The 26,457-nt window shown below is 64.2% G+C and carries 15 protein-coding genes; 11 read left to right on the top strand and 4 right to left on the bottom strand.

The window, feature by feature from the left end:
* Nucleotides 1-134: 134 nt before the first annotated feature.
* Nucleotides 135-3,107, top strand: coding sequence for a TonB-dependent receptor domain-containing protein (locus FHS03_RS20490; protein ID WP_183442791.1), 2,973 nt, complete (start codon nucleotides 135-137; stop codon nucleotides 3,105-3,107).
* Nucleotides 3,108-3,178: 71 nt separating this feature from the next.
* On the opposite strand, the gene FHS03_RS20485 is transcribed toward FHS03_RS20490, so the two are convergent.
* From FHS03_RS20485 to FHS03_RS20475, 3 genes are all read right to left on the bottom strand, one after another.
* On the bottom strand, nucleotides 3,179-5,962 hold the full coding sequence (locus tag FHS03_RS20485) for a TonB-dependent receptor (RefSeq protein WP_183442790.1): 2,784 nt from the start codon (nucleotides 5,960-5,962) through the stop codon (nucleotides 3,179-3,181).
* A 318-nt stretch (nucleotides 5,963-6,280) separates the two neighbouring features.
* Nucleotides 6,281-9,073, bottom strand: a complete 2,793-nt coding sequence (locus FHS03_RS20480) for a TonB-dependent receptor (RefSeq protein ID WP_229426320.1) — start codon at nucleotides 9,071-9,073, stop codon at nucleotides 6,281-6,283.
* Nucleotides 9,074-9,464: 391 nt separating this feature from the next.
* On the bottom strand, nucleotides 9,465-12,248 hold the full coding sequence (locus tag FHS03_RS20475) for a TonB-dependent receptor (RefSeq protein WP_229426319.1): 2,784 nt from the start codon (nucleotides 12,246-12,248) through the stop codon (nucleotides 9,465-9,467).
* A gap of 427 nt (nucleotides 12,249-12,675) precedes the next feature.
* On the opposite strand from FHS03_RS20475, the gene FHS03_RS20470 reads away from it, so the two are divergent.
* From FHS03_RS20470 to FHS03_RS20450, 5 genes are all read left to right on the top strand, one after another.
* Nucleotides 12,676-13,614, top strand: coding sequence for an ABC transporter permease (locus FHS03_RS20470; RefSeq protein ID WP_183442789.1), 939 nt, complete (start codon nucleotides 12,676-12,678; stop codon nucleotides 13,612-13,614).
* A 2-nt stretch (nucleotides 13,615-13,616) separates the two neighbouring features.
* Nucleotides 13,617-14,639, top strand: a complete 1,023-nt coding sequence (locus FHS03_RS20465) for an ABC transporter permease (RefSeq protein WP_183442788.1) — start codon at nucleotides 13,617-13,619, stop codon at nucleotides 14,637-14,639.
* Nucleotides 14,639-16,354 (top strand): ABC transporter ATP-binding protein, encoded by a 1,716-nt coding sequence (locus FHS03_RS20460; protein WP_183442862.1) that lies wholly within the window; start codon nucleotides 14,639-14,641, stop codon nucleotides 16,352-16,354. The genes FHS03_RS20465 and FHS03_RS20460 overlap by 1 nt, the downstream gene beginning before the upstream one ends.
* A 24-nt stretch (nucleotides 16,355-16,378) precedes the next feature.
* Nucleotides 16,379-17,326 (top strand): VTT domain-containing protein, encoded by a 948-nt coding sequence (locus tag FHS03_RS20455; protein WP_183442787.1) that lies wholly within the window; start codon nucleotides 16,379-16,381, stop codon nucleotides 17,324-17,326.
* A gap of 290 nt (nucleotides 17,327-17,616) precedes the next feature.
* The gene (locus FHS03_RS20450) at nucleotides 17,617-18,633 is read left to right on the top strand and encodes a glucokinase (protein WP_183442786.1); all 1,017 of its coding nucleotides are present in this window, start codon (nucleotides 17,617-17,619) and stop codon (nucleotides 18,631-18,633) included.
* A gap of 10 nt (nucleotides 18,634-18,643) precedes the next feature.
* Here the strand turns inward: FHS03_RS20450 and FHS03_RS20445 are convergent, their stop codons facing one another.
* Entirely contained in the window at nucleotides 18,644-20,161 is a 1,518-nt protein-coding gene (locus FHS03_RS20445) for an MFS transporter (protein ID WP_183442785.1), read from the bottom strand.
* 99 nt (nucleotides 20,162-20,260) lie between these two features.
* Between FHS03_RS20445 and FHS03_RS20440 the strand changes: the two genes are divergently transcribed.
* From FHS03_RS20440 to nusA, 5 genes are all read left to right on the top strand, one after another.
* Complete coding sequence (locus FHS03_RS20440; RefSeq protein WP_183442784.1) at nucleotides 20,261-21,145, top strand: LysR family transcriptional regulator; 885 nt, start codon at nucleotides 20,261-20,263, stop codon at nucleotides 21,143-21,145.
* Between the two features lie 181 nt (nucleotides 21,146-21,326).
* Entirely contained in the window at nucleotides 21,327-22,073 is a 747-nt protein-coding gene (gene scpB, locus FHS03_RS20435; RefSeq protein WP_183442783.1) for an SMC-Scp complex subunit ScpB, read from the top strand.
* Nucleotides 22,060-24,138, top strand: a complete 2,079-nt coding sequence (rluB, locus tag FHS03_RS20430; protein ID WP_183442782.1) for a 23S rRNA pseudouridine(2605) synthase RluB — start codon at nucleotides 22,060-22,062, stop codon at nucleotides 24,136-24,138. Before scpB ends, rluB begins: the two co-directional genes overlap by 14 nt.
* Nucleotides 24,139-24,386: 248 nt before the next feature.
* Nucleotides 24,387-24,875, top strand: a complete 489-nt coding sequence (gene rimP / locus FHS03_RS20425; protein ID WP_183442781.1) for a ribosome maturation factor RimP — start codon at nucleotides 24,387-24,389, stop codon at nucleotides 24,873-24,875.
* On the top strand, nucleotides 24,872-26,437 hold the full coding sequence (gene nusA / locus FHS03_RS20420) for a transcription termination factor NusA (protein WP_183442780.1): 1,566 nt from the start codon (nucleotides 24,872-24,874) through the stop codon (nucleotides 26,435-26,437). Before rimP ends, nusA begins: the two co-directional genes overlap by 4 nt.
* Nucleotides 26,438-26,457 lie beyond the last annotated feature (20 nt).

Here is a 26,457-nt window from a genome sequence, read left to right as displayed (position 1 = left end):
GCACCTCTGTGGGATTTTCGTCGCATCCAATGTGTATTCGTTGACGACGGGAAGTCACCATGTTTCCATGCTTGAAAACTGAATATTGTTGCGCGAAAAGCAATGTACAGCCATTTACACACAAGAGGGGGAACATGATGATGAAAGAAAAAGTGCTGGCGCGCTCCTTGCGCCTAATTTGCTGGGGCGGCGTGGCGCTGGGCCTGGGCGCCGGGACGCCCGCCGCGCTGGCGCAAAGCGCCGACGGCGGCGACAAGATGACCCGCGTGGAAATCACGGGGTCGTCGATCCGCCGCATCGCCAAGGAAGGCACCTTGCCGGTGCAGACCCTGACCCAGGAAGACATCAAGAAAACCGGCGCCAGCTCGGCCACCGAACTGATCCAGAATCTGCCGGCCATGCAAGGCTTCGTGCCGGCGTCGAGCTCGGTCAATGGCGGCGGCAGCGGCGCCACCACCGCCGCCTTGCACTCGCTGCAATCGAAATACACCCTGGTGCTGCTCGATGGCCAACGTATGGCGCCGGTCGAACTGAACAATACCCAGGGCGGCGGTTACGCCGTCAATATCGAAAGCATTCCGCTGGAAGCGGTGGAGCGCGTCGAGATCCTGACCGACGGCGCTTCGGCGCTGTACGGTTCGGATGCAATTTCCGGCGTGGTCAACTTCATCCTCAAAAAGAACAAGACCGACGGCAACGCTTACGTCACGACGCACAAGCCGCAGCACAAGGGCGGCAGCAGCTGGTCGGCCGGCATCACCAAGGGCTTCGGCGACCTCGACCGCGACCGCTTCAACATCCTGTTCTCTTACAGCCACGAGAAACAGCAGGCGCTGGCCGCCTCGCAGCGCGAAGCCTCGCGCCGCGGCACGTACCTGCCTTTCAGCTATAAGGGCAAGAACTATGTCTACGACGCCGCCACCGAGAATACCGAGCCGGCCAATATCACCATCAATGCCCGGCCGGCCAACGCGCCGGCCGGCACCGCGCCGACCGCGTATTCGATCAATCCTTACTACAACAAGAACGGCAATTGCGGCAGCTCCATGGCCAATGCCCAGATCGATCCGCTCGGCTACAACGGCGTGTCTTGCCGCTTCAACTACGCGGCCATGGTGCAGACCATTCCGGAATCCCAGCGCGACAGCGGCCTGCTGAAAGGCTCTTTCCAGCTCAACGACAGCACCACGCTGTGGGCCGAGGCCGTGCTGTCGCGCTTTAAGATGCGCTCCCAGTATGGCTCGGCGGCCCAGCCGATGGGCATCAACGCCACCACCCGCTTCCCGGTGCTGTGGAATAAATATGTGCAGCCTTTCCTGACGGCCAATAATCTGGTGCCGGCCGATGCCGACCCCGACAACCCGAACGGCCCGCTGGGCACGCTGGGCTACCGCTCGGTGCTGGTGGGCGGGCGCGCCGACGACTACATCACCGATGCGCGCCACCTGTCTTTCGGCGTCACCGGCCAGGCCATGGGCTGGAGCTATAACGCCAGCGCGGTGCTCTCGCGCAGCCAGCTCAAGGACAAGGCGGCCGGCGGCTACACCGACTTCGACAAGCTGGTGAGCCTGGTTGCCAGCGGCAAATACGATCTGATCATGGGCACCGGGGCCGAGCTGCTGCGCGACGCCCTGGTGAATGGCACGGAGTTCCAGAAATCGGTCTCCACGCTGAACAGCCTGCATTTCGGCGCCCAGCACGATGTGCTGGAACTGCCGGGCGGCATGGCCATCGGCTCGGTCGGCGGCGACTTCGTGAAGACGCGCTACCGCACCGATTATCATCCGCTGATCCTGTCGCAGTCAGGTTTCGAGGGACAGCCGGCGTCGGCCAACTACCCGGTCGGCGGCAGCTATGGCCAAGTGCCTTTCGACGCGGAGCGCCAGAACTGGGGGATTTTGGGCGAGGCCTTGCTGCCCCTGCATAAAACCGTGGAGGCGAACGTGTCGGCGCGCTACGACAAGTATGACCGCGTGCACAGCCGGCACATCTTCACCAGCCTGCCCGACCCGGCCACCGGCCTGCAGATGCGCTTGCCGGCTGCCGACCTCGGCAACACCTTCAATTCCAGCACGTATAAGGTCAGCCTGCGTTGGACGCCGGTTGAAAACGTGCTGCTGCGCGCGGCCTATGGCACCGGTTTCAAGGCGCCCAATCTGAACGAAGTGGCCGGCGCGCTGACCTTCAACGGCAGCACTTCGGGCAACTATTCCTGCCCCTTCCCGGGCACCTCGGGCTGCCGCGGCGGACTGGCCCAGTACGATCTGCTCAAGGGGCCGAACAGCGCCAGCGGCGACCTCGGTCTGCGGCCGGAAAAATCCAAGCAATGGACTCTGGGCGGGCGCATCGAACCGCTGAGCGGCCTGTCGCTGGGCATGGATGTGTGGAATGTACAGATCCGCAACCAGATTCTGTCGGGCGGCATTCCCGAAGCCGAGGGCTTCCGCAACGCCGAGCAATATAAGCACCTATTCGTCAATCCGTATACCGATCCGGGCGGCGGCTTCACCACCATCGGCTACAAGCAGTTGCCGGTGAATGGCGGCGTCGCCAATTACCGCGGCCTGGACTGGGACTTCAGCTACCGTAACCGGAAAACCGGCCTCGGCAAGCTGTCCGCCACCTGGACCGGCACCCGCATGCTGCGCCAGAACTATACGATGGCGCCCAATGGCGAGGTGAAGACCGACCTCGGCGTCTTTGGTCCGGACAATGCCGTGGTCTTCAAATGGCAAAGCCATCTGACCCTGAGCCTGGACAGCGGCCCGTTCAACAATACCCTGAGCGCGCACTACAAGTCCGGCTACAAAGACCAGTCCTATGCGAAAGGCACGGCCATCTTCCCGGTCCTGGCCAATGGCCAGGTGGGAACGGAGGCGGTGGAGTTCGAAGGCTTGGATACCCCGTCCTACACCACCTTCGATTGGCAGGGCAAATGGACCCATAGCAAAGCCTGGAGCGTGACGGCGGGCGTGAAGAATCTGTTCGACCGCAAACCGCCGCTGTCGCTGCAAAGCGCCGGCGGCGGCAACCAGGGGGGCTACGATGGCCGCTACGCCGATCCGCTGGGACGCACCTTCTACCTGACGGCCGGCTACAACTTCTAAGCGGCACGCCAAAACAAAACCGCCGGCGGGGCGTGAGCCCCACCGGCGGTTTTTTCATGCCTGCGGCGTGATCAGAACTTGTAAGCGCCGCTCAGATAGAACTGGCGGCCCAGGGCGCTCGAATACGCCGGGTTGTAGCCGATCTGGTGCGGGCCGGTGTTGCGCAGCGAGAAAGGCGGCTTGCGGTCGAACAGGTTCACGATGCCGGCGGTCAGCTCCACATTCTTGAGCGGACGGTAAGCCGTCTGCCAGTCGAAGGTGGTGTAGCTCGGCACGCGCAGCGTGATGTCGTAGCATTCCTGGGCGGCATCGGCCGTGACCACGGCGCAGCTGCTGGCGCTCTGGTTCTTGTCGGTATAGCCGTTGCGGTAGCTGGCCGTCGCGGTGTGCGTGAACTGGGCCGATTCCCAGGAGCTGGTGGCGCGGATGATGTTGCGGAAGCTGACCTTGTCGTTATAGCCAAAGCGGTTCAGGCTGGTTTCCCATTGGTCGTTCGTGCCCGGACGGGTATAGCGCGAACGCAGCAGGAAGGTGCCGGCCAGGCGGCTGGTGAGCTTGCCGTCGAAGAGCTTGGCCTTGTGCGTCAAGTCATAGTCGATGCCGCGGTTTTCCACCCGGCCCACGTTCATCGGCAGCAACTTGATGGCCAGCACGTCCTGGCCGGTCGAACCGATATGCTTGGTGGTGAACAGGTCCAGGTACTGGTTCGGATAGGCGGCGATCAAGCCTTCGCTGACTTCGGCCACCTGGTCGCGGATGGAGACGTTCCACAGGTCGAGCGACAGGCTCAGCGAGTCGATCGGTTCGAACACGGCGCCCACCGACCATTGCTTGGATTTCTCCGGGCTCAGCTCGGTATTGCCGCCCTTGAAGGCTTCGAGCTGGGTGCGGTTGCGCGGGCAATACTTGGCCAGCGGGTGGTTCGCCAGGCCATTGGCGGCCGACAGCGGGCAGGCATAGGGGGAACCGGTGACGCCGAAGTCGACCAGCGGGCTGGCGATCTGCGACATGTCGGCGGCGCGGAAGCCGCTGCCGATGGCGCCGCGCAGCAGCAGGTTCTTGAGCGGGGTGTACTTGGCGCTGATCTTGTAGGTGGTCGCGTTTTCCGATTTGCCCACGTCGCGGCCAGTCAGGTTGTCCTTGACGGAGCCGATGCGGTCATAGCGCAGCGAGGTGGTCATTTCGAGCTGCTGCAGCAGCGGCGTGACCAGCTCGGCGTAGGCGCCGCTGGTGTCGCGCTGGTAGCCGCTGTCGACCTGCGGGCTGTCGAACAGGATGGCGGCATCGCGCGCGGTGTCGGACTGCTCCAGCTTGAACTTGGTCTTGCGGTAGTCGAGGCCCACGCCGAGCATGGCGGTGCCGGCCGGCAGTTGGAAGACGCTGCGCGAGCCGCGCGCGTCGAAGCCCGTCATGGTCACGGTCTGCACATTGTAGCTGCCGGTGTAGCCGGTGCGGTTCAGCGCATCGCGCATGGGTTGCGGCAGCTTGCCCTGTTCGTAGCCGAAGGGGTCGAACTGGCCGGCGTCGATGGCGGCGTTGAATAGCTTCTCGAGCGGGAAGCCGCCCAGGTATTTCTGGTCCTGCTTGTTCTTGGAATAGGTGAAGGCGCTGTTCACATCCCAGCCGAAGGCGCTGCCATCGACGCCGGCCACGATGTGGGTGGCAGTGGTGGCGTAGTCATAGCTGCGGTTGCCCATTTCGGACAGGCGGTATTTGGCGGACACCGAGGTCACGCCGGCCGCCTGTTCCGGGCTCAGGTAAGGCAGGATGTATTTGCTGTACAGCGGCGACGAGGTTTTCAGCGAGAACTCGGCCGGGTACGGGGCGATGCGGGCGATGATGCTGGCCTTGGTGTAAGCCAGGTCGAAGAAGCCGTTGAAGCCGCTGTTGCCGAGCTTCATGCTGCCCGAGCTGAACAGGGCGTCGCGCTTCGATTCCGGATTGATCTCGATGGTCGTGGTGTAGTCGTAGTAGCAGGAGCCGTCGCGGAAGGCGTCCACGTTGGCGCTGGCGCATTTGCCGCCATTCATGCGCGCGAACGGATTGAAGTCGATGGTCTGGCTCTCGCCCTTGGCGTCGTTGTAGATCACGCTGGCGTTGGCCGGCACGGCGCGCGGCGACCCGTTGATGAATTGCAGGGCCTTGCCGTTTTTCGGATCGGTGAAGTTGATGATGCCGGTCTTGGCGAAGTCGCGCTGCGACGCTTTCAGCTGCTTTTGCTTGTCGTGGCTCAGCGAGAAGAACAGGCTGTAGCCGTCTTCTTCCAGATTGCCGAAGCCCTTGCTCAGCGACAGCGATTCAGAGGCGCCGCCCGCTTCTTCGGGACGGTTGTACTTGGCCTTGATTTCCCACTGCGCCGCGCCTTTTTTCAGGATGAAGTTGACCACGCCGGCGATCGCGTCGGCGCCGTACAGGGCCGAGGCGCCGTCGGTCAGCACTTCAACGCGTTCGATGGCCGACAGCGGAATCGAATTCAGGTCGATGGTGGTGCCCGAGTTGGACGGCGCGACGCGGCGGCCGTTGAGCAGCACCAGGGTATAGGCCGGGCCGATATCGTGGATCGAGGCCGTGGTCACGCCGCCGCCGCCGCCGCCGACCGATTCGGCCGCCACATTGAAGCCTTGCATGGCCGGAATCTGCTGGATGAAGTCGGTCACGCTGGAAACGCCGGACTTCAGGATGTCTTTCTGGCTGAACGATTGCACCGGCAGCGCGGCTTCGGCCGCGACCCGCTTGATGCTGGAACCGGTGATTTCCACGCGCTGCATGGCTTCCTGGGCGCTGGCGTGCATGCCGACCAGCAGACCGCCCGCGCACATCAGGCGCAGGGAACGGGACAACACTTTCTCGATCATCTTGTTTTCTTTCTTGAGGGCGGATACAGACTGCGGCGCCGGGGCGCCGCGTAACTGGCAGTTGGCAGTCCCCGTGATTCTGTATAGAAAATCGCGGGGGAACCATGTAAGCACCGGCCAAACAGGATTGTCAATTTAGCGACCTGGTTTTTTGGATAAACGACGTTTTTATACAAATAAATTCATCAAAAAAACAACATTTTTGCGTATTCTTGTTAATTAATTAATGTACTGTTGGTTAATGGGAAATGACAAGAAAAACGGCTCCGCAGGGGAGCCGTGGCCAACTACAGCCGGCGGGACGGGCCCGCCTGCGCCTTAGAAGAATTTGTAGTGCGCGCCGACCTTGAAGTAGCGGCCGATGGCGCCGCTGGCATCCATCGGGTTATAGCTCATGCCGCCATAGGTCAGCGGGTCGAGCGGGGCGATCTTGTCGGTGACGTTGTTGACCGATGCGAACAGGGTCAACTGGTTGCCGAATTTCCAGCGCGCCGACATGTCCAGCGTGGTGAACGAGGGGATGCGGCAATCGCCGGGCGCCCCACTGCCATTGGCCAGGCGCGAGGCGCAAGGGCCGCCCTGGAAATAGATGTTCTTCATGCTGTCGCGGTAGTTCACCGTGGCGCTCAGATTCCAGGCCGCGATATCCCAGCTGCCGTTCAGCGTGCCCTTGTTCTTCGGCGTGCCGGCGCAGTTCGAGGTATCGCAGTTGCCGTGGGTGCCGGCGTACTGGTACTGGGTGGTGGCCGATTCGGCGCGCAGCCAGGACGAGACATGGCTCCAGGTCAGGCCGACGGTGGCGCGGCCCCAGTCGCCCAGGCGCAGGCGCTGTTTGATGTCCAGGTCCACGCCCTTGACTTCGGTGAAGCTCGAATTGCGGTAGGGCGCTTTGCTCAGCAGCAGGGTGCCGCTGTTCGGGATCACGACGCCGTTGACGACCAGGTTGTTATCGTTGCGCACCGCCGTCGGCAGGGTGGCCGCCTCGTTGTACGGCAGCGGATTGATCTCGTTGGTGCGCTTGATCTTCCAGGCGTCCAGCGACAGGCTCAGGTTGTCGACCGGGTCCCACACGATGCCCACGGTATACCCCTTGGATTTCTCCGGCGCCAGGTTGGGATCGCCGACCTTGACCGCGGCGACGCTCGCTTCGCAGTCGTTCGAGGTGCCGCCGCCCGGGGCGGGCGTGTTGTTCGGGCAGCGTATCGGATCGCTGGTGGTGGCGGTGCCCGTCGATTGCGAGCGCGGGTCCGATTCGGCCGGGCCGGGCGCGCGGAAGCCCTTGGAGAAGGTGCCGCGCAGGGCGAAGCTCTTGATCGGGGTCCATTTCGCGCCCAGCTTCGGCGTGGTGGAATTGAACTTCTCGTATTTGTCGTAGCGGATGGCGCCCGACAGTTCCACCGTCTTGAGCACCGGCGCCAGCAGCTCGGCGTAGATGGCCGAGACCTTGCTGTCGCCGAAGGCCGCCACATAGCTCGAGTTGATCGAGCCGTCCATGGTGCCGCTCAGGGAAGGATTGTCCAGCTTCTCGCGGCGGTGCTCGGCGCCGATGGCCAGGCCCAGGTTGCCGCCCGGCAGCGGCATGAGTTCGCGCGAGGCCTTGAAGTCGATGATATCGAGCTTGGTGCTGGAATCGGAGGTGGCGATGGTGGCCATGGCCGCGTACAGCGAGGCCGGGTTCTTGCCGGCCTGCGCCCCCAGGTAGTAGGGGAAGAATTTGCTGGTCGGGTCGCTCAGGCCGGCGCGCACCACGGCCATGTTCAGCATATTGGTGTAGTTCAGCTCGAGCTTGGACTGGCTGTGGGTATAACCCACATCGTAGTCCCAGCCCATGGCCTGGCCCTTGGCGCCGACAACGAAGCGGGTGAAGCGGTTATTCGCCTGGCGCTCGCTGGGGCCGACGTCGAAGGCGGCGTAGCGCACGCGCACCGGCACGTCGTAAATGTTTTGCGGGTGGTTGGCGGCCATCAGGATGGCCGTGCTGCCGGAACCGTAGTTGATCAGGCCGGCGGGGTACTGGGCATTGGCGGGGAAGGCCACCACGGGCGTGATCGAGGGCGGCACCAGGGTGAAGGCGGTATTGCGCTTGGAGTAGCCCAGTTCGGCATACACCTGGGTGCTGTCGTTGACTTGCCAGGTGCCGCGCGTGTACAGATTGACCGCCTCGATTTCCGGCTGCATGTCGCGGAACTGGTCCTGGTGCCAGATACAGCCGGTCACGCCGGCCTGCGGCGAGCGCGACAGCCCGTCGCAGCTGGTCAGCGGCACATAGTCGAGCGTGGTCGGATTGCGGATCAGGCCGGCGGGCGAGCCGAGCGCGTCGTTATTGCCGCGCACCTGGCCCGAGGCGAACTGGGTATTGACCGGATAGCCGTAGGGGCGCAGATCGCCTTTGCCGATATGGGCGCGGTCCTTGCGGTCGCTATTGTGCAGGCGGTCGGACTGGAAGTACTCGGCGTTGACCACCCAGTTGAATTTATCGGTTTCCAAGTTGCCGCGGCCATAGGTCAGCGACGCCTTGTTCTGCTTGCCGTCGCTGTAGCGCGAGCTGCCGGTGTCGCCGCGCACTTCGAGGCCTTCGAAGTCCTTGCGCAGGATGATGTTGACCACGCCGGCGATGGCGTCGGCGCCATAGGTCGAGGAGGCGCCGTCCTTGAGGATCTCGATGCGCTCGACGATCTGCATCGGCACGGTGGACAGGTCGGTGAAGCTTTTCTGGCCGTCGTCGGCGCGCGCGAACGGCGCCATGCGCCGGCCGTTGAGCAGCACCAGGGTGGAGGTAGCCCCCAGGCCGCGCAGCGAGATGGCGGTGGAACCGGCCGCAAAGCCATTGCCGAAGCCGGTCGGCAGCGAGCCGGCGCCGTCCACGGTCAGGGTTTGCAGGTATTCCGATACGGTGGCTTTGCCCGAGCGCAGCAATTCATCTCGGCTGATCAGTTGCACCGGTGAAGCGGTTTCGGCCGTGGCGCGCTTGATCGCCGAGCCGGTAATTTCCACGCGCTGGATCGCGTCCTGCGCCAGCACGGGCTGGGCCAGTAGCCCAAGGCCCAGGGCTGCGGCCCCGCCCGAAAACACCAGGCGCAGGGAACGGGATAGAACTGTTTCCATCATCATCCTAAAGACCTCCAATTGTGTTGAACAGGCAAGCGCACTGACTGCCGGCGGTGGCGCCGGCGGACGCTTCCGGTGTGGAAAGCCTCGGGCTTTCCAGCATCAGCTATGTAATCATTCGGTCATCTTGCCGTCAAACCGGCAAAAAAATGCGGCATACCAAGAAAGTGCCATGTTTTACATGGGGGATGCCCTTATTTTTATGATAACTTCATGGAAAAGGCCCGCAATTGCCCCGAATTGCGCTGAACAGCGCGGCGCCCACCCTGGTCGCTTCGCCATGGTTTGGCTTGCAAAAAAGCCGGCAAGTGTAAGTATTTAACAACAATGCTGAGTAGAAAAGAAAAAGGGCAAGGCCGCAGCCTTGCCCTTTTAGGCGCTACAACGCTTCAATTTAGAAGGTGTAGTTCGCGCCCACTTTGAAGTAGCGGCCGACGGCGCCCGAGTTGTCCATCGGGTTGAAGCTCATGCCGCCATAGGTCAGCGGATCGAGCGGCGCCACTTTGTCGAACAGGTTGGCCACGGAAGCGGTCAGCTGCAGTTGCTTGCTGAAGTTCCAACGGGCCGACAGGTCGACGGTGGTGAAGGACGCCAGTTTGCAACCGGCTGGCGCGTCGCTGCCATTGGCCAGCTTGCTGGCGCAGGCGGTGGCGCCTTCGTAACGGATGTTCTTCATGCTGTCGCGGTAGTTCGCGGTCGCGGTGAAGTTCCAGTTGGCGATATCCCAAGAACCGGTCAGGTTGATCTTGTTCTTCGGCGTACCGGCGCAGTTCGAGGTGTCGCAGTTGCCGTGGGTGCCAGCGAACTGGTACTTCAGCGATTCGGACTCGACGCGCAGCCAGGAAGCGGTGTGGCTCCAGTTCAGGCCGATGGTGGCCTTGCCCCAGGCGCCCAGGCGCAGACGCTGTTTCACATCCAGATCGACGCCGCTCACTTCGGTGTAGCTCGAATTGCGGTAAGCGCCTTGCAGCACCAGCAGGGTGCCCGTGTTCGGGATCACATTGCCGTTGGCGTCTTTCAGGTTGTTATCGTTACGCACCACGTCCGGACGGGCCGCCGCTTCGGCGTAGGAGACTGGATTGATCTCGTTGTCGCGCTTGATCTTCCAGGCGTCCAGCGCCAGGCTGGTGTCCGGCAGTGGATCCCAGACGATGCCCAGGGTGTAGCCTTTGGACTTCTCAGGCTGCAGGTTCGGGTTGCCGATCTTGATCGCGTTGACGTTCAGCGAGCAGTCCGCCGAGCTGGCGCCGAGGATTGGCGTACCGTTCTTGCAACGCACCGGATCCATCACCGAAGCCGAACCGACGGCCTGGCTGCGTGGATTGCTTTCCGCCGCGCTCGGTGCGCGGAAGCCCTTGGTGAAGGTGCCGCGCAGGGCGAAGGTCTTCAGCGGGGTCCATTTCGCGCCCAGTTTCGGGGTGGTCGAGTTGAAGTTGTCGTAGTGGTCGTAACGCAGGGCGCCAGTCAGTTCCACGGTCTTCAGCACCGGCGCCAGCACCTCGGCGTAGATGGCCGAGACTTTGCTGTCGCCGAAGGCGGCGGTGTAGCTGCCGTTGATGGAACCGTCTTCGGTGCCGCTCATGCTCGGGTTGTACAGCTTCTCTTGACGGTGTTCGCCGCCGATGGCCAGACCCATATTGCCGCCTGGCAGGGCGAACAGTTCACGGCTGGCTTTGAAGTCGATCACGTTCAGCTTGGTGCTCGAATCGGAGGTCGAAGTACGGCGCAGGGCGTTGTACAGGGCCGGCGAGTTCTTGCCGGCTTCAGCGCCCAGGTAGTAAGGGAAGAACTGGCTCTTCGGATCGCCCAGCGCGGCTTGCAGCACGCGCATATTCAGCATATTGCTCCATTCCAGGCCCAGTTTGGACTCGGAGTGGGTGAAGCCGGTTTCATAATCCCAGCCGGCGTACGTGCCTTTCAGGCCCACCACGAAGCGGGTGAACTTGTTCTCGGCGCTACGCGTGCTGGCGCCCACGTCCCAGGCCGAGTAGCGCACGCGCACTGGCACGCCATACGGATTCTGCGGGTGGTTGGCGGCCATGGTGATGGCGTTGCCGTAGTTGATCAGCTGGTTGGCGCCGCCGTTCTGGCCGGGGAACACCACGGTGCTCGAGGAGCCGCCCGGGGTCATGGTGAAGTCGGTATTGCGCTTCGAGTAGCCGATCTCGGTGTAAGCCTGGGTGTCGGCATTGATCTGCCAGGTGCCGCGGGTGTACAGATTGATCGAATCGATCTTCGGCTGCATGGCGCGGAACTGGTCGTGGTGCCAGAGGCAGGCGTTGGCCTGGTCTTGGCGCGAGGTCGAGAACTTGTCGCAGCCTGGCAGCGACACGTACTGGCCGGTGGCCGGATTCAGCAGCAGGCCGGTCGGCGCTGGGCTGCCGACGCCGTTGGTCAGCCAGCCGCCCGCGTACTGGGTGTTGTTGGCATAGCCCCAAGGACGCAGGTCGCCCTTGCCGATCCAGTCGCGGTCGCGGCGTTGGGACGCTTTCAGCTCGTCGGACTGGTTGAATTCGGCGTTGATCACCCAGTTGTATTTGTCCTCGTCCAGGGTGCCCTGGCCGTAGGTCAGGGAAGCCTTGTTCTGCTTGGCGTCGCTGTAGCGCGACGCGCCGGTTTCGCCGCGCACTTGCAGGCCGGTGAAGTCCTTGCGCAGGATGATGTTGACCACGCCGGCGATGGCGTCGGCGCCGTACAGCGAGGAAGCGCCATCCTTCAGCACCTCGATGCGCTCGACGATCTGCATCGGCACGGTGGACAGGTCGGTGAAGCTCTTCTGGCCGTCATCGGCACGGGCGAAAGGCGCCATGCGGCGGCCGTTCAGCAGCACCAGGGTCGACGTGGCGCCCAGGCCGCGCAGCGAGATCGCGGTGGAACCGGCGGCGAAGCCGGAGCCGAAACCAGTCGGCAGCGAGCCGGCGCCATCGACCGGCAGGGTTTGCAGGTACTCGGCCACGGTGGCCTTGCCCGATTTCAGCAGCTCGTCGCGGCCGATCACTTGGACGGGCGATGCGGTTTCCGCCGTCGCGCGCTTGATGCTCGAACCAGTGATTTCAACACGCTGAATGTTCGCGTCTTGCGCGAAGGCGGTCTGGCTCAGCATGCTCATGCCGATCACGGCCATGCCGCCGGAACAGATCATGCGTACGGAACGGGATAAAACCTTCTCCATCATCATTACTTCTACTCCTACTATGGGTGAATCAAGACGACGCATGACCGCTACTGCTCCTCCAAGGTGGCTGCGCCGACAGCTGATCCCGATTAGCCTGTGAGAAAAGGATATTCGGGATCAGCATGGAAACATTTCCACTTATTTTGTGTCAATCACAAACTGCTTAATCTTTGCGCAGATACAACAAGGTATTGTCGATTTAGTCACGGTTACAACTTTTACTGCTGCGCCGCAGCAAAGCAAAGTTTTTCCTGCTTGATAACTTGTTTATATGCGAAAAATGCAGAATAAAATGTCCTGACGATGCGGCAAAATAGGGAAATGTTGCGCTGCACTATAGAATAGGGCTTGCAGGGCGCAAGGCTTTCTGCCTGGGCCGGCAAGAATTGCGTTATCGTTACGCCTTTCCCGTCTTGCGAGTAGAAACCAATTGAGCGCCTATCTCCTGCGCCGCCTGTGGCAGATGCTGCCCACCATGCTCGGCGTGGTGCTGCTGGTCTTCCTGCTGTTTAACTGGGTGGGCGGCGACCCGGCCTATATCCTGGCCGGCAAGATGTCCAGCGCCGACAGCATTGCCAATATCCGCCGCCAGCTGGGCGTGGACCAGCCGTATTATGTTCAGCTCGGCATTTTCCTGAAGCAGGTGCTGACCTTCGATTTCGGCCAGAGCTGGGCCACGGGCGAGAGCGTGGCCAGCATCCTGGGCAGCCGGCTCGGTCCCTCGCTGACCGTGCTCTTGCCGCTGACCGTGCTGGAAACCGTGCTCGGCATTGCGCTGGCGCTGGCCGTGGCCTTCGTGCGCGGCTCGCTGGGCGACCGGGCCGTGATGGTGGTGTGCACCGTCGGCATGTCGGTCTCGATTCTGGTGTATATCATCGGCCTGCAATACGGGCTGGCGTATAAGCTGGGCTGGTTCCCGGTGCAGGGCTGGGGCGACAGCCTGGGCCAGAACCTGCTGCGCTACGCGGTCCTGCCCATCCTGATCGGCCTGGCCGTGTCGCTGGCGCCGACGCTGCGCCTGTACCGCAGCTTCATGCTCGACGAAGTGGGTCAGGACTATGTGCGCACGGCGCGCGCCAAGGGGCTGCGCGAGACGCACGTGATGTGGGTGCATGTGCTGCGCAATGCCGCCATTCCCGTCATCACCCATGTGATGGCCAGCCTGCCGGCCCTGCTGATCGGCGCCTTCCTGCTCGAACGCTTCTTCGGCATCCCCGGCATCGGGCGCGAAGTGATCCTGGCGGTCGAGCGCAGCGACTTCCCGGTGATCAAGGCCATCACCGTGTATGTGGCGGCCGCGACCATGCTGTTCAACCTGCTGGCCGACCTGCTGTACCAGGCGGTCGATCCGCGCGTGCAATTGAAATAAGGATGGCCATGCAGACTTCCTCCGCTTCGTCCGGCCTGTGGACGCTGGCCTGGCGCCGCCTGTGCGGCGATCGCATCGCCATGGCGGCGCTGGCCGTGGTGGCCGCCTTCCTGGCGCTGCTGGCGCTGTCGGCCGGCGGCCTGGTGGCGGCCGGCTGGGAACGCGAAGTGGGCGTCAATTACGCGCCGCCGAGCTTTGTCGCGCCAGCGCCGGCCGGTCCGGCCCGCGTGGTCGCCGTGGCTCCGGCGCCGGCCGCCGGCCAGAATGAATTCGACCCGCTGGCGGCCGATCTCGCCGCCCTGCGCGCCAGCCTCGGTGATAGTGAGCAGCAAGCGCTGGAGCGGCGCCTCAGCCTGCCGTTCGGCGCCGACAAATGGGGTCACGATATTCTGCTCAAAACCATCAAAGGCGGCGAAACCTCCGTCATCGTCGGCCTGGCGGCCGCGCTGTTGGCGGTCGGCCTGGGCACGCTGTTCGGCGCGCTGTCGGGTTATTACGGCGGTCTGGTGGACGATGCCTTCAACTGGTTTTACAGCGTGTTCACGGCCATTCCCGCGATCCTGATGATCCTGGCCGTGGCCGCCGTGCTGCAGCAGAAGGGCGTGCTGACCATCGTGCTGATCCTGGGCTTGACCGGCTGGACCGGCCCCTACCGCCTGATGCGCGCCGAATACCTGAAGCACAAGGCGCGCGAATACGTGCTGGCGGCCGACGCCATCGGCGCCTCGGCCTGGCGCAAGATGTTCGTGCATATCTTCCCCAACGTCAGCCATGTGGCCTTGGTCCAGCTCTCGATCCTCGTGGTCGGCTTCATCAAGGCGGAAGTCATCCTGAGCTTCCTCGGCTTTGGCGTGCCGGTCGGCGTGGTGTCGTGGGGATCGATGCTGAACGAAGCGCAAAATGAGCTGATCCTGGGTAAATGGTGGCAGATGACAGCCGCCGCCAGTGCCATGGCGCTGCTCGTCACTGCCTTCTCCCTGTTCGCCGACGGCTTGCGCGACGCGCTCGACCCGAAAATCAAATGATGTCCACCATGCCTTCTTCCGAACCGCTGCTCCAGGTGCGCGATCTGCGCATCGCCTTCCGTCTCGGCCGCCAGCAGCGCTTCGAGGCGCTCAAGGGGGTCTCCTTCGACGTGCCGCGCAATGCCACCGTGGCCCTGGTCGGCGAATCGGGCAGCGGCAAGTCGGTCAGCTCGCTGGCCGTGATGGGCCTGCTGCCCGAGCAGACCACCTTGACCGACCCGGCCAGCAGCATCCGCTTTGGCGGCCGCGAGCTGCTGCGCCTGTCGAAAGCCGAGCGGCGCGCCCTGTGCGGCAAGGACATCGCCATGATCTTCCAGGAGCCGATGTCCTCGCTGAACCCGGTGCTGACCGTGGGCTACCAGATCGGCGAAGTGCTGCGCCTGCACCTGGGCATGGACGCGCGCCAGGCGCGCGCGCGCACCTTGGCGCTGCTGGAGGAGGTTGGCATTCCCGATCCGGCCGCGCGCATCGACGCCTATCCGGGCCAGATGTCGGGCGGCCAGCAGCAGCGCGTGATGATCGCCATGGCCATCGCCTGCGAACCGCAACTGCTGATCGCCGACGAGCCGACCACGGCGCTCGATGTGACCATCCAGCAGCAGATCGTGCAACTGTTGCTGCGCCTGCAAAAGCAGCGCCAGATGTCCATGCTCTTCATCACCCACGACCTGGGCCTGGTGGCCGAGATCGCCGACGAGGTGATCGTCATGCGCCACGGTGAAATCCGCGAAGCGGGGCCGGCGGCGCGCGTGTTCGGCGCGCCCGAGGATGCTTACACGCGCGCCCTGTTGCATTGCCGTCCCACACTCGACGCCCGGCCGCTGCGCCTGCCGGTGATCGCCGATTATCTGGAGGGCAGGGTGGTGGCGCAGCCGCCGCAGCGCCAGCGCGGCTATGCCGCAGACGATGAAAACGTGCTGGTGGTGAAAAATCTGAGCAAGAGCTTCTGGCAGCGCGAAGGCTGGTTCGGCAAGCGCGAATTCAAGGCCGTGCGCGACGTCTCCTTTACCCTGCCGCGCGGCAAAACGCTGGGCGTGGTGGGCGAATCCGGTTCGGGCAAGACCACCATGGGCCTGACCCTGCTGCGCCTGCATGAAGCCAGCGGCGGCAGCGCCTTCTTCGACGGCCGGGATCTGCTGGCGCTGTCGGCGCGCGATTACCACGCGTATAAGCGGCGCATCCAGATCGTGTTCCAGAATCCCTATGCCTCGCTGAACCCGCGCTTCACGGTCGGCCAGATCCTGCTGGAACCCATGCGGTTGCACGGTATCGGCGCCAACGACGGCGAACGTGTCGCGATGGCGCTGCAACTCCTCGATAAAGTCGGTTTGCCGGCCGCAGCCTACCAGCGCTACCCGCACGAGTTTTCCGGCGGCCAGCGCCAGCGCATCGCCATCGCGCGCTGCCTGACCATGCGGCCCGAAGTGCTGGTCTGCGACGAATCGGTGTCGGCGCTCGACGTCTCGGTGCAAGCACAGGTGCTGAACCTGCTGCAGGATCTGCAGGATGAGTTCGGCCTGTCCTATATCTTCATTTCGCATGACCTGGCCGTGGTCAAATACATCGCCGACCAGGTGATGGTGATGCGACAGGGCGAGGTGGTGGAGCAGGCCAATGCCGACGAGCTGTACCGCAATCCCCGGCATCCCTACACGCGCAGCCTGCTGGCCGCGATTCCGCGCGGCGCGGGGCGGACTAGCTCCTTGGAAGCCTGAGTTTTGCGTTAAGATACAAGGATTATGGCGAATTTAATTTCTCTGCTTCACCAGTATGGCATCCTGATCGTGTTTGGCGTGGTCCTGATCGAACAAATGGGCTTGCCGATTCCCGCCTTCCCCATCCTGATCGTTTCCGGCGCCCTGGCCATGGAAGGCGGCACGCCGCTGCCGGTGGTGCTGGCGGTATCCATGCTGGCCTGCCTGCTGTCCGACCTGTTCTGGTTCCGCGCCGGCCGCCGCTACGGCAAGCGCATCCTCAAGCTGCTGTGCCGCATCTCGCTCTCGCCCGACTACTGCGTCAGCCAGACCGAAGACAACTTCAAGCGCTGGGGACCGAAAGCAATGGTGGTCGCCAAATTCATCCCCGGCTTCAACACCATCGCCCCGCCCATGGCCGGCGCCATGGGGACCGGCGTGCCGACCTTCCTCATCTTCGCCCTGCTGGGCGGCCTGGTCTGGAGCTCGGTCGGCATCGGCATCGGCGTCTACTTCCACTCCAGCGTCGACCAGGTGCTCGAGATCCTCTCTACCATGGGCAGCACGGCGTTGATGGTGCTCGGTAGCCTGCTGGCCCTGTTCGTCCTGTTCAAATACATCGAACGCAAGCGCTTCGAAAAAGCCACGCAAACCGAGCGCATCACCATCGACGAGCTGAAAGAGCTGCTCAGCACCGGCCAGGAGCATGTCCTGGTCGACGCCCGCAGCCTGACCGCCCAATCGCTGGAACCGGCCGTCCCCGGCGCCCTGCTGGCCAATGGCGACCCGGTGGCGGCCCTGGCCGCGCTGCCCAAAGACCGCATCATCATCGTCTACTGCAGCTGTCCCAACGACGTCACCGCCGCCCATGTCGCCAAACAGCTGCACACCCACGGCTACAAGCGCGCCCGCCCCCTGCATGGCGGCCTCGACGCCTGGAACACCGCCTTCCGTCCCTCCGACCCCAGCCTCACCCCCGCCCCCGGCCGCTAAACCCCGCGTTTGATCTTCCTCAACAAATGTCCCACCCTGGTGTCAGGCACCGGAGTAGGACATTCCTTGATAAAGATCAAAGAATGTCTAACCCTAGTGCCTGACACCAGGGTTGGACATTGTTTGATTTGGCGCAAACGGGATGGTAGTCATACTACCAATTTGTTTTGCTTGGTTTTGCGGCATTTGATGCGGTTATTTGTTGTTGTGTACTCAAACTACATTTATTTCCTTGCGTGGGCGATAAGAAATCCTTTAGGATAAGGGGGTCAATTTCTTTTCTGTCCGCCATGACTGTTCCGCTTTCTTCTGCTCCGTCCCCGACCTTTGCCGGCCCGCGTTTGCTGGCGGATGTGGGCGGTACCAATGCCCGCTTTGCGCTGGAGACGGCGCCTGGGAACATTGGCTTGGTGCATGTGCTGGCCTGCGCGGCGTATCCAACGCTGGCGGCGGCTTTGCAAGCCTATCTGGCGCTGCCGGATGTGGCGGCCGCGGCGGCGGGGCAGGGCATCCGCCATGGCGCGATTGCCATTGCCAATCCGGTCACGGGCGATCTGGTGCGCATGACCAACCATCACTGGGAGTTTTCGATCGAGGCGCTGCGGCGCGAGTGCGGCTTCGCGCTGCTGGCGGTGGTGAACGATTTCACGGCGCTGGCGCGCTCGCTGCCGTTGCTGTCGGACGCGCAAAAGCTGCAGGTCGGCGGCGGCACGGCGCTGGCGGGCGCGCCGCTGGGCTTGATCGGCGCGGGCACCGGGCTGGGTGTGTCGGGCTTGATTCCGTCGGCGGCGGGCTGGACGGCTTTGCTCAGCGAGGGCGGCCACGTCAGCTTCCCGCCCATGGATGAGACGGAAATCGCCATCCTGCGTTTCGCCTGGCGCGAGTTCGAGCATGTGTCGGCCGAGCGCCTGCTGTCGGGCGTCGGCATCGAACTGATTTACCGCGCGCTGGCCGAGCAGCGCGGCGTGGCGGCCGAACCGCTGCCGGCGCCGGAGATCGCGCGCCGCGCGCTGGCCGGCGAATGCGCGCTGTGCGATGCGGTGATCGAGGCGTTCTGCACTATGCTGGGCACGATCGCCGGCAATCTGGGCGTGACGCTGGGCGCCCAGGGCGGGATTTATATCGGCGGCGGCATCGTGCCGCGCCTGGGCGAACGCTTCGCCCGTTCCGGCTTCCGCGCCCGCTTCGAGGCCAAGGGCCGCTTCCGAAATTATCTGGCGGCGGTGCCGACCTTCATCATCACGGCCGAGTACCCGGCCTTCCTTGGCGTGTCGGCGATTCTGGCCGAGCGCCTGGCCGCCGCCTGAGCGCCCCCCTTTAGGCGGCCGGGTCCGCCACGCCGGCGGCGCTGGCCGCACCGCGTCCCATGAAATACCAGATCACGCCCGCCGTGGCCACCGTAATCGCCGCCAGGATGTGCAGCAGGCTGCGGAACGCCGCGCCATAAGCTTGCACTAGCGGCGCCGCCTGTTCGCGCCCCTGTCCCAGCAATTGCAGCGCCGAGTCGAGCTTGCCGACCGCCAGATGCTGGGCGGCCTGCATGGCCGGTTCCGGCGCCAGCCCGGCGTCGACGCCCAGGCTGTGCCGCGTCAGCGTCGCCAGCAGCGCGGCCACGATGGCCAGCGCCACGCCTTCGCCGGCCACGCGCGTCGTGCTGAAAATGCCGGCCGCCATGCCCGCTCTTTCCTTCGGCACCACGCTCACCGCTATGCCGTCCATCAAGCCCCAGGGCAGGCTGATGCCCGTGCCGATCAGTAGCATGGGCCATAGCATGGCGCCGGCCTGGCCCGGCGCGCAGCTACTCAACCAGAGCAGGCTGGCCGCCGTCGCCAGCAAGCCGCCGGCGGCCAGCCGCGCCGGCGCGATGCGGTGCGAGACCGAGGCGGCCAGAAACGGCAGCACCAGCAGCGGCGCCGACAGGCCCAGCATGGCCCATCCCGCGTCCAGCTCGCTCATGCCCTCGATGCCGATCAGCCGTTCCGGCAGCAGCACCAGCAGCACGACAAAGGAATAGGCCGGGGCGGCGGCCAGGAACTGCACGCCGGTAAACGCCGGATAGCGGAACAGGCTCAGATCCAGCATGGGCCGCGCCACCCGGCCTTCGATCCGGATGAAGACGGCCAGCAGCGCGCCCGCCGCCAGCAGCGCGCCGAGCGTGGGTAGGCTGGCCCAGCCATATTGCGGCGCCAGCAGGATGCCGCAGGTCAGCAGGCTGAGCGCGCCGGTAAAGCTCAGCAGTCCCGGCCAATCCAGGCGCCGCGCCTGGGGATCGCGCGATTCCCGCATGCGGGCCGCGCCCAGCAGCACGGCGCCCACACCGGCCAGGCCGGCGGCGTAGAACAGCGCCGGCCAGCCATGATGTTTGAGCAGATAGCCGCACAGCAGCGGGCCGAAGGCGAGGCCGACGCCGAAGGTGGTGCCGACCAGGCTGAAGGCGCGCGCCCGGCCGGGGCCGTCGAATTCCTGGGCCAGCGCGGCCATGCTGGAAGCCAGCGTCAGCGCGCCGGCCAAGCCCTGGGCGCCGCGCAGGCCATTGAAGGCCACGATGTCGGGCGCATGGGCCAGCGCCAGCGAGCACAGGGCGAAGGCGCTGGTGCCGAGCAGGAAGACGCGCTTGCGGCCGAAACGGTCGGCCAGGGTGCCGGCCAGCATCAGGCTGCTGCCGAAGGTGAGCATGAAGGCGTTGCTGATCCAGTTCATGGCCAGCGGTCCGCCGCCGAGCTCGCGGCCGATGGCGCCCATGGCCACGGCCGGGCCGGTGAAGCAGAGTGGAATCGCCAGCGCGGACAGGCAGACAGCGCCCAGCACCAGCAGTTTGTTGAAGGTTCGGTTCATGGTCCATCCGAAAGAGAAACGGATTTACATGATAGGATGGCCGTAATCGAAGAAAAACAAGGTAAAAATCCGCTTTTAGCGGACAAAAATTCCCTAATCATGGATGGTCTGAGCAGCATCGCCGCCTTCGTGCGCGCCGCCGAAACCCTGAGCTATGTGGCCGCCGGCCGCCAGCTCGGCATTTCCGCCTCGGCCGTGGGCAAGGGCGTGATGCGGCTCGAAGCGCGGCTCGGCGTGCGCCTCCTGCAGCGCAGCACGCGCCGCATCGGCCTGACCGACGCCGGCGCCCTGTTTTACGAGCGCTGCCAGCGCATCCTGGCCGACCTGGGCGAGGCCGAAGCCGAGATGCTGCACCTGATGGATGCGCCGCGCGGCAAGCTGCGCGTGAGCACGCCGGCCGTGTATTACCGCGTGCTACTGCCGCTACTGGCCGAGTTCATGCAGCGCTATCCCGAAATCGAGCTGGAGCTGGACTTCAACGACCGCCGCGTCGATGTCGTGGCCGATGGCTTCGACGTGGTGGTGCGCAGCGGCGAGCTGCACGATTCGGGCTTGACGGCGCGCCGCCTGAGCGGCTACCGCCACCTGATCGTGGCCGCGCCCGCCTATTTCGCACGCCACGGCCAGCCGCGCGCGCCCGCCGATTTGCTGGAGCACGCCTGCTTGCACTACCGTTTTCACGGCAATGGCAAGCTGCGCGAATGGCAGGTAGACGCCCCCGCGCCGCTGCCGGCCCTGCCGCAGACCCTGGTCTGCAACAATATCGAGGCGCTGATCGGCGCCGCCCTGCGCGGCCTGGGCCTGGCGTATCTGCCCGATTTCCTGGTCAACGATTATCTGCGCGATGGCCAGTTGCAAGCCGTGCTGGGCGAGCATGTGGACGATGGCGGCCAGTTCTGGCTGCTGTGGCCGTCGAGCCGCCAGATGGCGCCCAAGCTGCGCGTGTTTGTCGATTTTCTATGCGAGCGCCTGCAGGCCGGCTGAAGCCAAATTCGGCTTTTTGCGCTATTCGCGGTTTTATCAGGTACAATTGGTGTAGTTGGAAGAAACGGCACCCATCGTTTCACATGGCCGCGCGGTGTTCCCCACGAGACACTCACTCCATCTGTAATGCCCCAGCCCCGCCGCATCGGCCCCGGGCTCTGTCCCAAACACAAGAAAAGCTATGGATACAGCTGAGGCGAAAAAAGTCCTCGAAACTGCGCTGCTATGCGCGCGTGAGCCCCTATCGATACACAGTCTGAAAAAACTGTACGTGGAAGTCGATGAGCAAGGCCGTCCCCTGGGAACGGGCGTGGGCGCCGACACCATCAAGCAATTGCTGGAAGAGCTGCGCCAGGATTGGCAGGGACGCGGCATTGAAGTGGTGGGTTTGTCCAGTGGCTGGCGCTTCCAGAGCCGGCCGGAAATGAAGCAGTATCTGGATCGCCTGAGTCCGGAAAAGCCGCAGAAATACTCGCGGGCGACGCTGGAAACGCTGGCCATCATCGCGTACCGCCAGCCCGTGACGCGCGGCGATATCGAAGAAATCCGCGGCGTGGCCGTGAATTCGCAGACGATCAAGATGCTGGAAGACCGCGGCTGGGTCGACGCAGTCGGCTACCGCGATGTGCCGGGCCGTCCGGCCCTGCTTGGCACGACCAAGCAATTCCTGGACGACCTCGGCCTGAACGCGCTATCCCAGCTGCCGCCCCTGCAGCAGGTTGGCGATATGCAGGAAGCCAATTCGATGGAAGTGCTCGAAGCGGCCCTGCAAGAGAATTTTGACAAGGCAGCGCCTGGCGCCGCCCTGGCAGACAACGAAGACGAAGCAGCGCCTGGTCCAGAAGACGCAGCGCCTTTCGACGACCCCGCGCCCGACGTCATGGTTGACGCTGAGCCCAAGCAAGATACGAATAATGAACAATACTGATACCCCTGAGACCGTTGCCGCGACCGCGGCCGACGCCGTTGCCAAGCCAAAACGCCGTACCAAGGCGCAAATCGAGGCGGACAAAGCTGCTGCCGCCGCCGCGCCGGTCGACACGGCCGCAGCGGCCAAACCGAAGCGCAAGACCAAGCCTGCCGCCGACGCACCCGCCATCGAAGCGGGCGCCGATGCTGCCGTGCCGGCGAAAAAGCCGCGCGCCAAGCCGGCCGCCAAGGCCAAGGCCGACGCTGGTGCTGAAGCCGCCGCCGAAGCCGTCGCCCAGCCCCTTGCAGAGCGCAAGCCGGTGGCCCGCAAGCCGAAAGCTGCCGCAGGCGCCGCGCCGGCCGAGGCGCCTGCGGCCCGCGCCGTCGCCGAGACCGCCGCTGACGCCGCCGTGAGCGCCGAAGCCGGCGCCGAACGCAAGCAAGGCGGCTCGCGCACCCCGCGCGGCCCGCGCCAGATGCGCGAACAGCGCGCCCTGCGCCACGCCGAGAAGGCCGAGCGCGACGCGTCCCGTCCGGCCGGCGAGGTGCTTGAGACCGCCGCCGCCCCGGCGGCCGAAGCTGGTGACGCCGCCGGCCACGCCGCCGCGCCGCAGGAGCGCGCGCCGCACCAGGAAGGCCGCAACGGCAAGCAGGGCAAGCACAAAGGCAAGAACAAGGGCGGCAAGCCGCAAGGCCAGCCGGGCGGCCAGCAGCGCGTGCATGGCGCGTTCGGCAACCAGACCCGCATGTCGGACGCCGACGCCGTCTTCTCCTACGTGACCTCGGACGCTTTCGACAGCGACGAGCCGGGCAAGGGCAAGCAGGCGCAGAAAGCCGTGCGCCGCGACCTCACCGCCGACGATGACGCGCCCAAGCTGCACAAGGTGCTGGCCGAAGCCGGTCTCGGTTCGCGCCGCGATATGGAAGAGCTGATCGTCGCCGGCCGCGTCTCGGTCAACGGCGAGCCGGCCCATATCGGCCAGCGCATCCTGCCGACCGATGCCGTGCGCATCAACGGCAAACTGATTCAGCGCAAGGTGAGCAAGAAGCCGCCGCGCGTGCTGGTCTACCACAAGCCGGCCGGCGAGATCGTCAGCCACGACGATCCGGATGGCCGTCCTTCCGTGTTCGACCGCCTGCCGAACATGAAAGTGGGCAAATGGCTGGCCGTGGGCCGCCTCGACTTCAACACCGAAGGCTTGCTGCTGTTTACCACCTCCGGCGATCTGGCCAACCGCCTGATGCACCCGCGCTACAACATCGACCGTGAATACGCGGTGCGCACGCTGGGCGAGCTGGAAGAGGGCATGCGCCAGAAACTGCTGGCCGGCGTCGAGCTGGAAGACGGCCTGGCGCAGTTCTCCAAGATCGCCGACGGTGGCGGCGAGGGCATCAACAAATGGTATCGCGTGGTGATCGGCGAAGGCCGCAACCGCGAGGTGCGCCGCATGTTCGAAGCCATCGGCCTGACCGTGTCGCGCCTGATCCGTACCCGCTACGGCGCGATGACGCTGCCAAGCAGCCTGAAACGCGGCCGCTGGGAAGAGATGGAAGAGAACACCGTGCGCGACCTGATGGCCGCCTGCGGCATCGAGAAGAAACAGCCGGCCGGCGACGCCGCCGCCAAGGGCAAGGGCGGCGCAAAACAAGGCCAGGGCCAAGCCCAGGGTCAGGCTCAAGGTCGTGACCGCGAACGCGAACGCGAACCGAACGGCAACCGCATGGACTTCAGCAACAAGAACGCCGATCCGTTCCCGCAGCCGCAGCGCGGCGGACGTGGCGGCGCCGGCCAGGGCAATTACTTTGGCGCCGGTGCTGGCGGCTCCGGCCGTCCGGGCGCGGGTGGCCAGGGCCGCGGCGGTCGTCCGCAAGGCCAGGGCCAGGGCCAAGGCCAGGGCGGTTTCGGTGGCGGCCAGGGTGGCCGTGGCCAGCAGGGCAAGGGCGGTGGTGGCGCCGGACGCGGTCCGCGCCAGCCCGATCCGCTGCAAACGACTTTCGGCTTTGCCGGCGCTGCCCAACCGCGCCGCAGCCAGCCGCGCGGCGGCGCCATCGACCATGGCATGCCGCGCCGCCGCAAGGGTTGAGCCCCGGCTGCAGGCCTTGCGGACACTGTTGTAAGCGTGTCCACAAGGCCATGCGGCATTGCAGCGAAGTCAAGAAGGCGTTATAATGACCAGCCTAATAAAAGTTGTTCTTCGCAAGGTTTGTTTGCTGAGAGTGCTTTCATCTGGCTGGAATGACAAAAAGATGGGCAAATGCCCATTTTTTTTTTGGTGAACCGTTTTAAGCGGCCTGTGTCCATGGGATGCGGGCCAGGATCTGGAGATTTTCCTTGCAACTGCCGGAATTAATTGAGACGACCGTCACAGGTCTGGGCTACGAGCTGGTTGATTTCGAACGGGCCGAGCGCGGACTGCTGCGCGTATACATCGATTTCACGGCGGAAGACGCGGAAGAAAAAGGCCCGATCACCGTTGAAGACTGCGCCACGGTCAGCCATCAGCTGAGCCATGTGCTGACGGTCGAAAACGTGAATTACGAGCGCCTCGAGATCTCGTCGCCCGGCCTGGATCGCCCGCTGCGCAAGCTGGGCGACTTCGCCCGCTTCGCCGGCTGCGAAGTCATCGTCAAGCTGCGCATCGCCTTGCCCGGCACGGCCAACCGCCGCAGCTACCAGGGCTTGCTGCAAGCGCCCGAAGGCGATCAACTGGGTTTGGAATTTGAAGGTAAAGATGGTCCTGCGCTGCTGAATTTTACGCTCGCGGACGTGGATAAGGCCCGTTTGGTGCCACAGGTGGATTTTAGGAGTCGCAAAGCATGAGTCGCGAAGTTTTGTTATTGGTGGACGCGCTTGCGCGTGAAAAGAACGTCGACAAGGACGTGGTCTTCGGCGCGCTCGAATTCGCATTGGCGCAAGCCACGAAGAAGCGCTATGAAGGCGAAGTGGACATTCGCGTTTCGATCGACCGTGAGTCGGGCGAATTCGAGTCCTTCCGCCGCTGGCACGTGGTGCCTGACGAAGCCGGCCTGCAACTGCCCGACCAGGAAGTCCTGCTGTTCGAAGCCAAAGAGCAGATCCCCGATATCGAAGTCGATGAATACATCGAAGAGCCGATCGAATCCGTGGAATTCGGCCGCCGCTTCGCGCAGGACACCAAACAGGTCGTGCTGCAGCGCGTGCGCGACGCCGAGCGCGAACAGATCCTGGCCGACTTCCTCGAGCGCGGCGACTCGCTCGTGACCGGCACCATCAAGCGCATGGAACGCGGCGACGCCATCGTCGAATCGGGCAAGATCGAAGCGCGCCTGCCGCGCGACCAGATGATCCCGAAAGAAAATCTGCGTATCGGCGACCGCGTGCGCGCTTACATCCTGCGCGTGGACCGCAATATGCGCGGCCCGCAGGTGATCCTGTCGCGCACCGCGCCGGAATTCATCATGAAGCTGTTCGAGCTGGAAGTGCCGGAAATCGAACAAGGCATGCTGGAGATTAAATCGGCCGCCCGCGACGCCGGCGTGCGCGCCAAGATCGCCGTCTACACCGCCGACAAGCGCATCGATCCGATCGGCACCTGCGTCGGCATGCGCGGTTCGCGCGTGCAGGCCGTGACCGGCGAACTCGGTGGCGAGCGCGTGGACATCGTGCTGTGGTCGGAAGATCCGGCCCAATTCGTGATCGGCGCCCTGGCCCCGGCCAATGTGTCCTCGATCATGGTGGACGAAGAGAAGCACGCCATGGACGTGGTGGTGGATGAAGAGAACCTGGCGATCGCCATTGGCCGTTCCGGCCAGAACGTGCGCCTGGCTTCCGACCTGACCGGCTGGAAGATCAACATCATGACGGCCGAGGAATCGGCCGACAAGTCGGCCCAGGAAACGGCGGCAGTGCGCGCGCTGTTTATGGAGAAACTGGATGTGGACCAGGAAGTGGCCGACATCCTGGTGGAAGAAGGCTTCTCCAGCCTGGAAGAAATCGCCTACGTGCCGATTTCGGAAATGCTGGAAATCGACGCTTTCGACGAAGACACCGTCAACGAACTGCGCACCCGCGCCCGTGACGCCCTGGTCACCGAAGCCATCGCTTCGGAAGAAGGCCTGGAAGGCATGGACGAGGCGCTGGTTGGACTGGAAGGCATGGACCGCATCACCGCGGGCAAGCTGGGCCTGGCCGGCATCAAGACCGTCGAAGCATTTGCCGGTCTGGCGTATGACGAGTTTGGCGCGATCCTGGCCCTGCCGGCCGACCGCGCCCGTGAACTGATTAAAACTGAATTTGAAGATGTGACCGACGATGAGATGAAACTCGTCGATGCGAAGTACGACGACCGTGCCAAGGCGCTGCAAGCCAAGGCATGGACGGCGGCCGAATCCGCAAAGGCTTGATTTGAGCATCTTTATCATCT

Source organism: Pseudoduganella violacea (genome assembly GCF_014191875.1).
GTDB classification, from domain to species: Bacteria; Pseudomonadota; Gammaproteobacteria; order Burkholderiales; family Burkholderiaceae_D; genus Rugamonas; species Rugamonas violacea_A.
The sequence above is the reverse complement of the archived record's forward strand: the minus strand, read 5'-3'. Positions and strand labels throughout refer to the sequence as shown.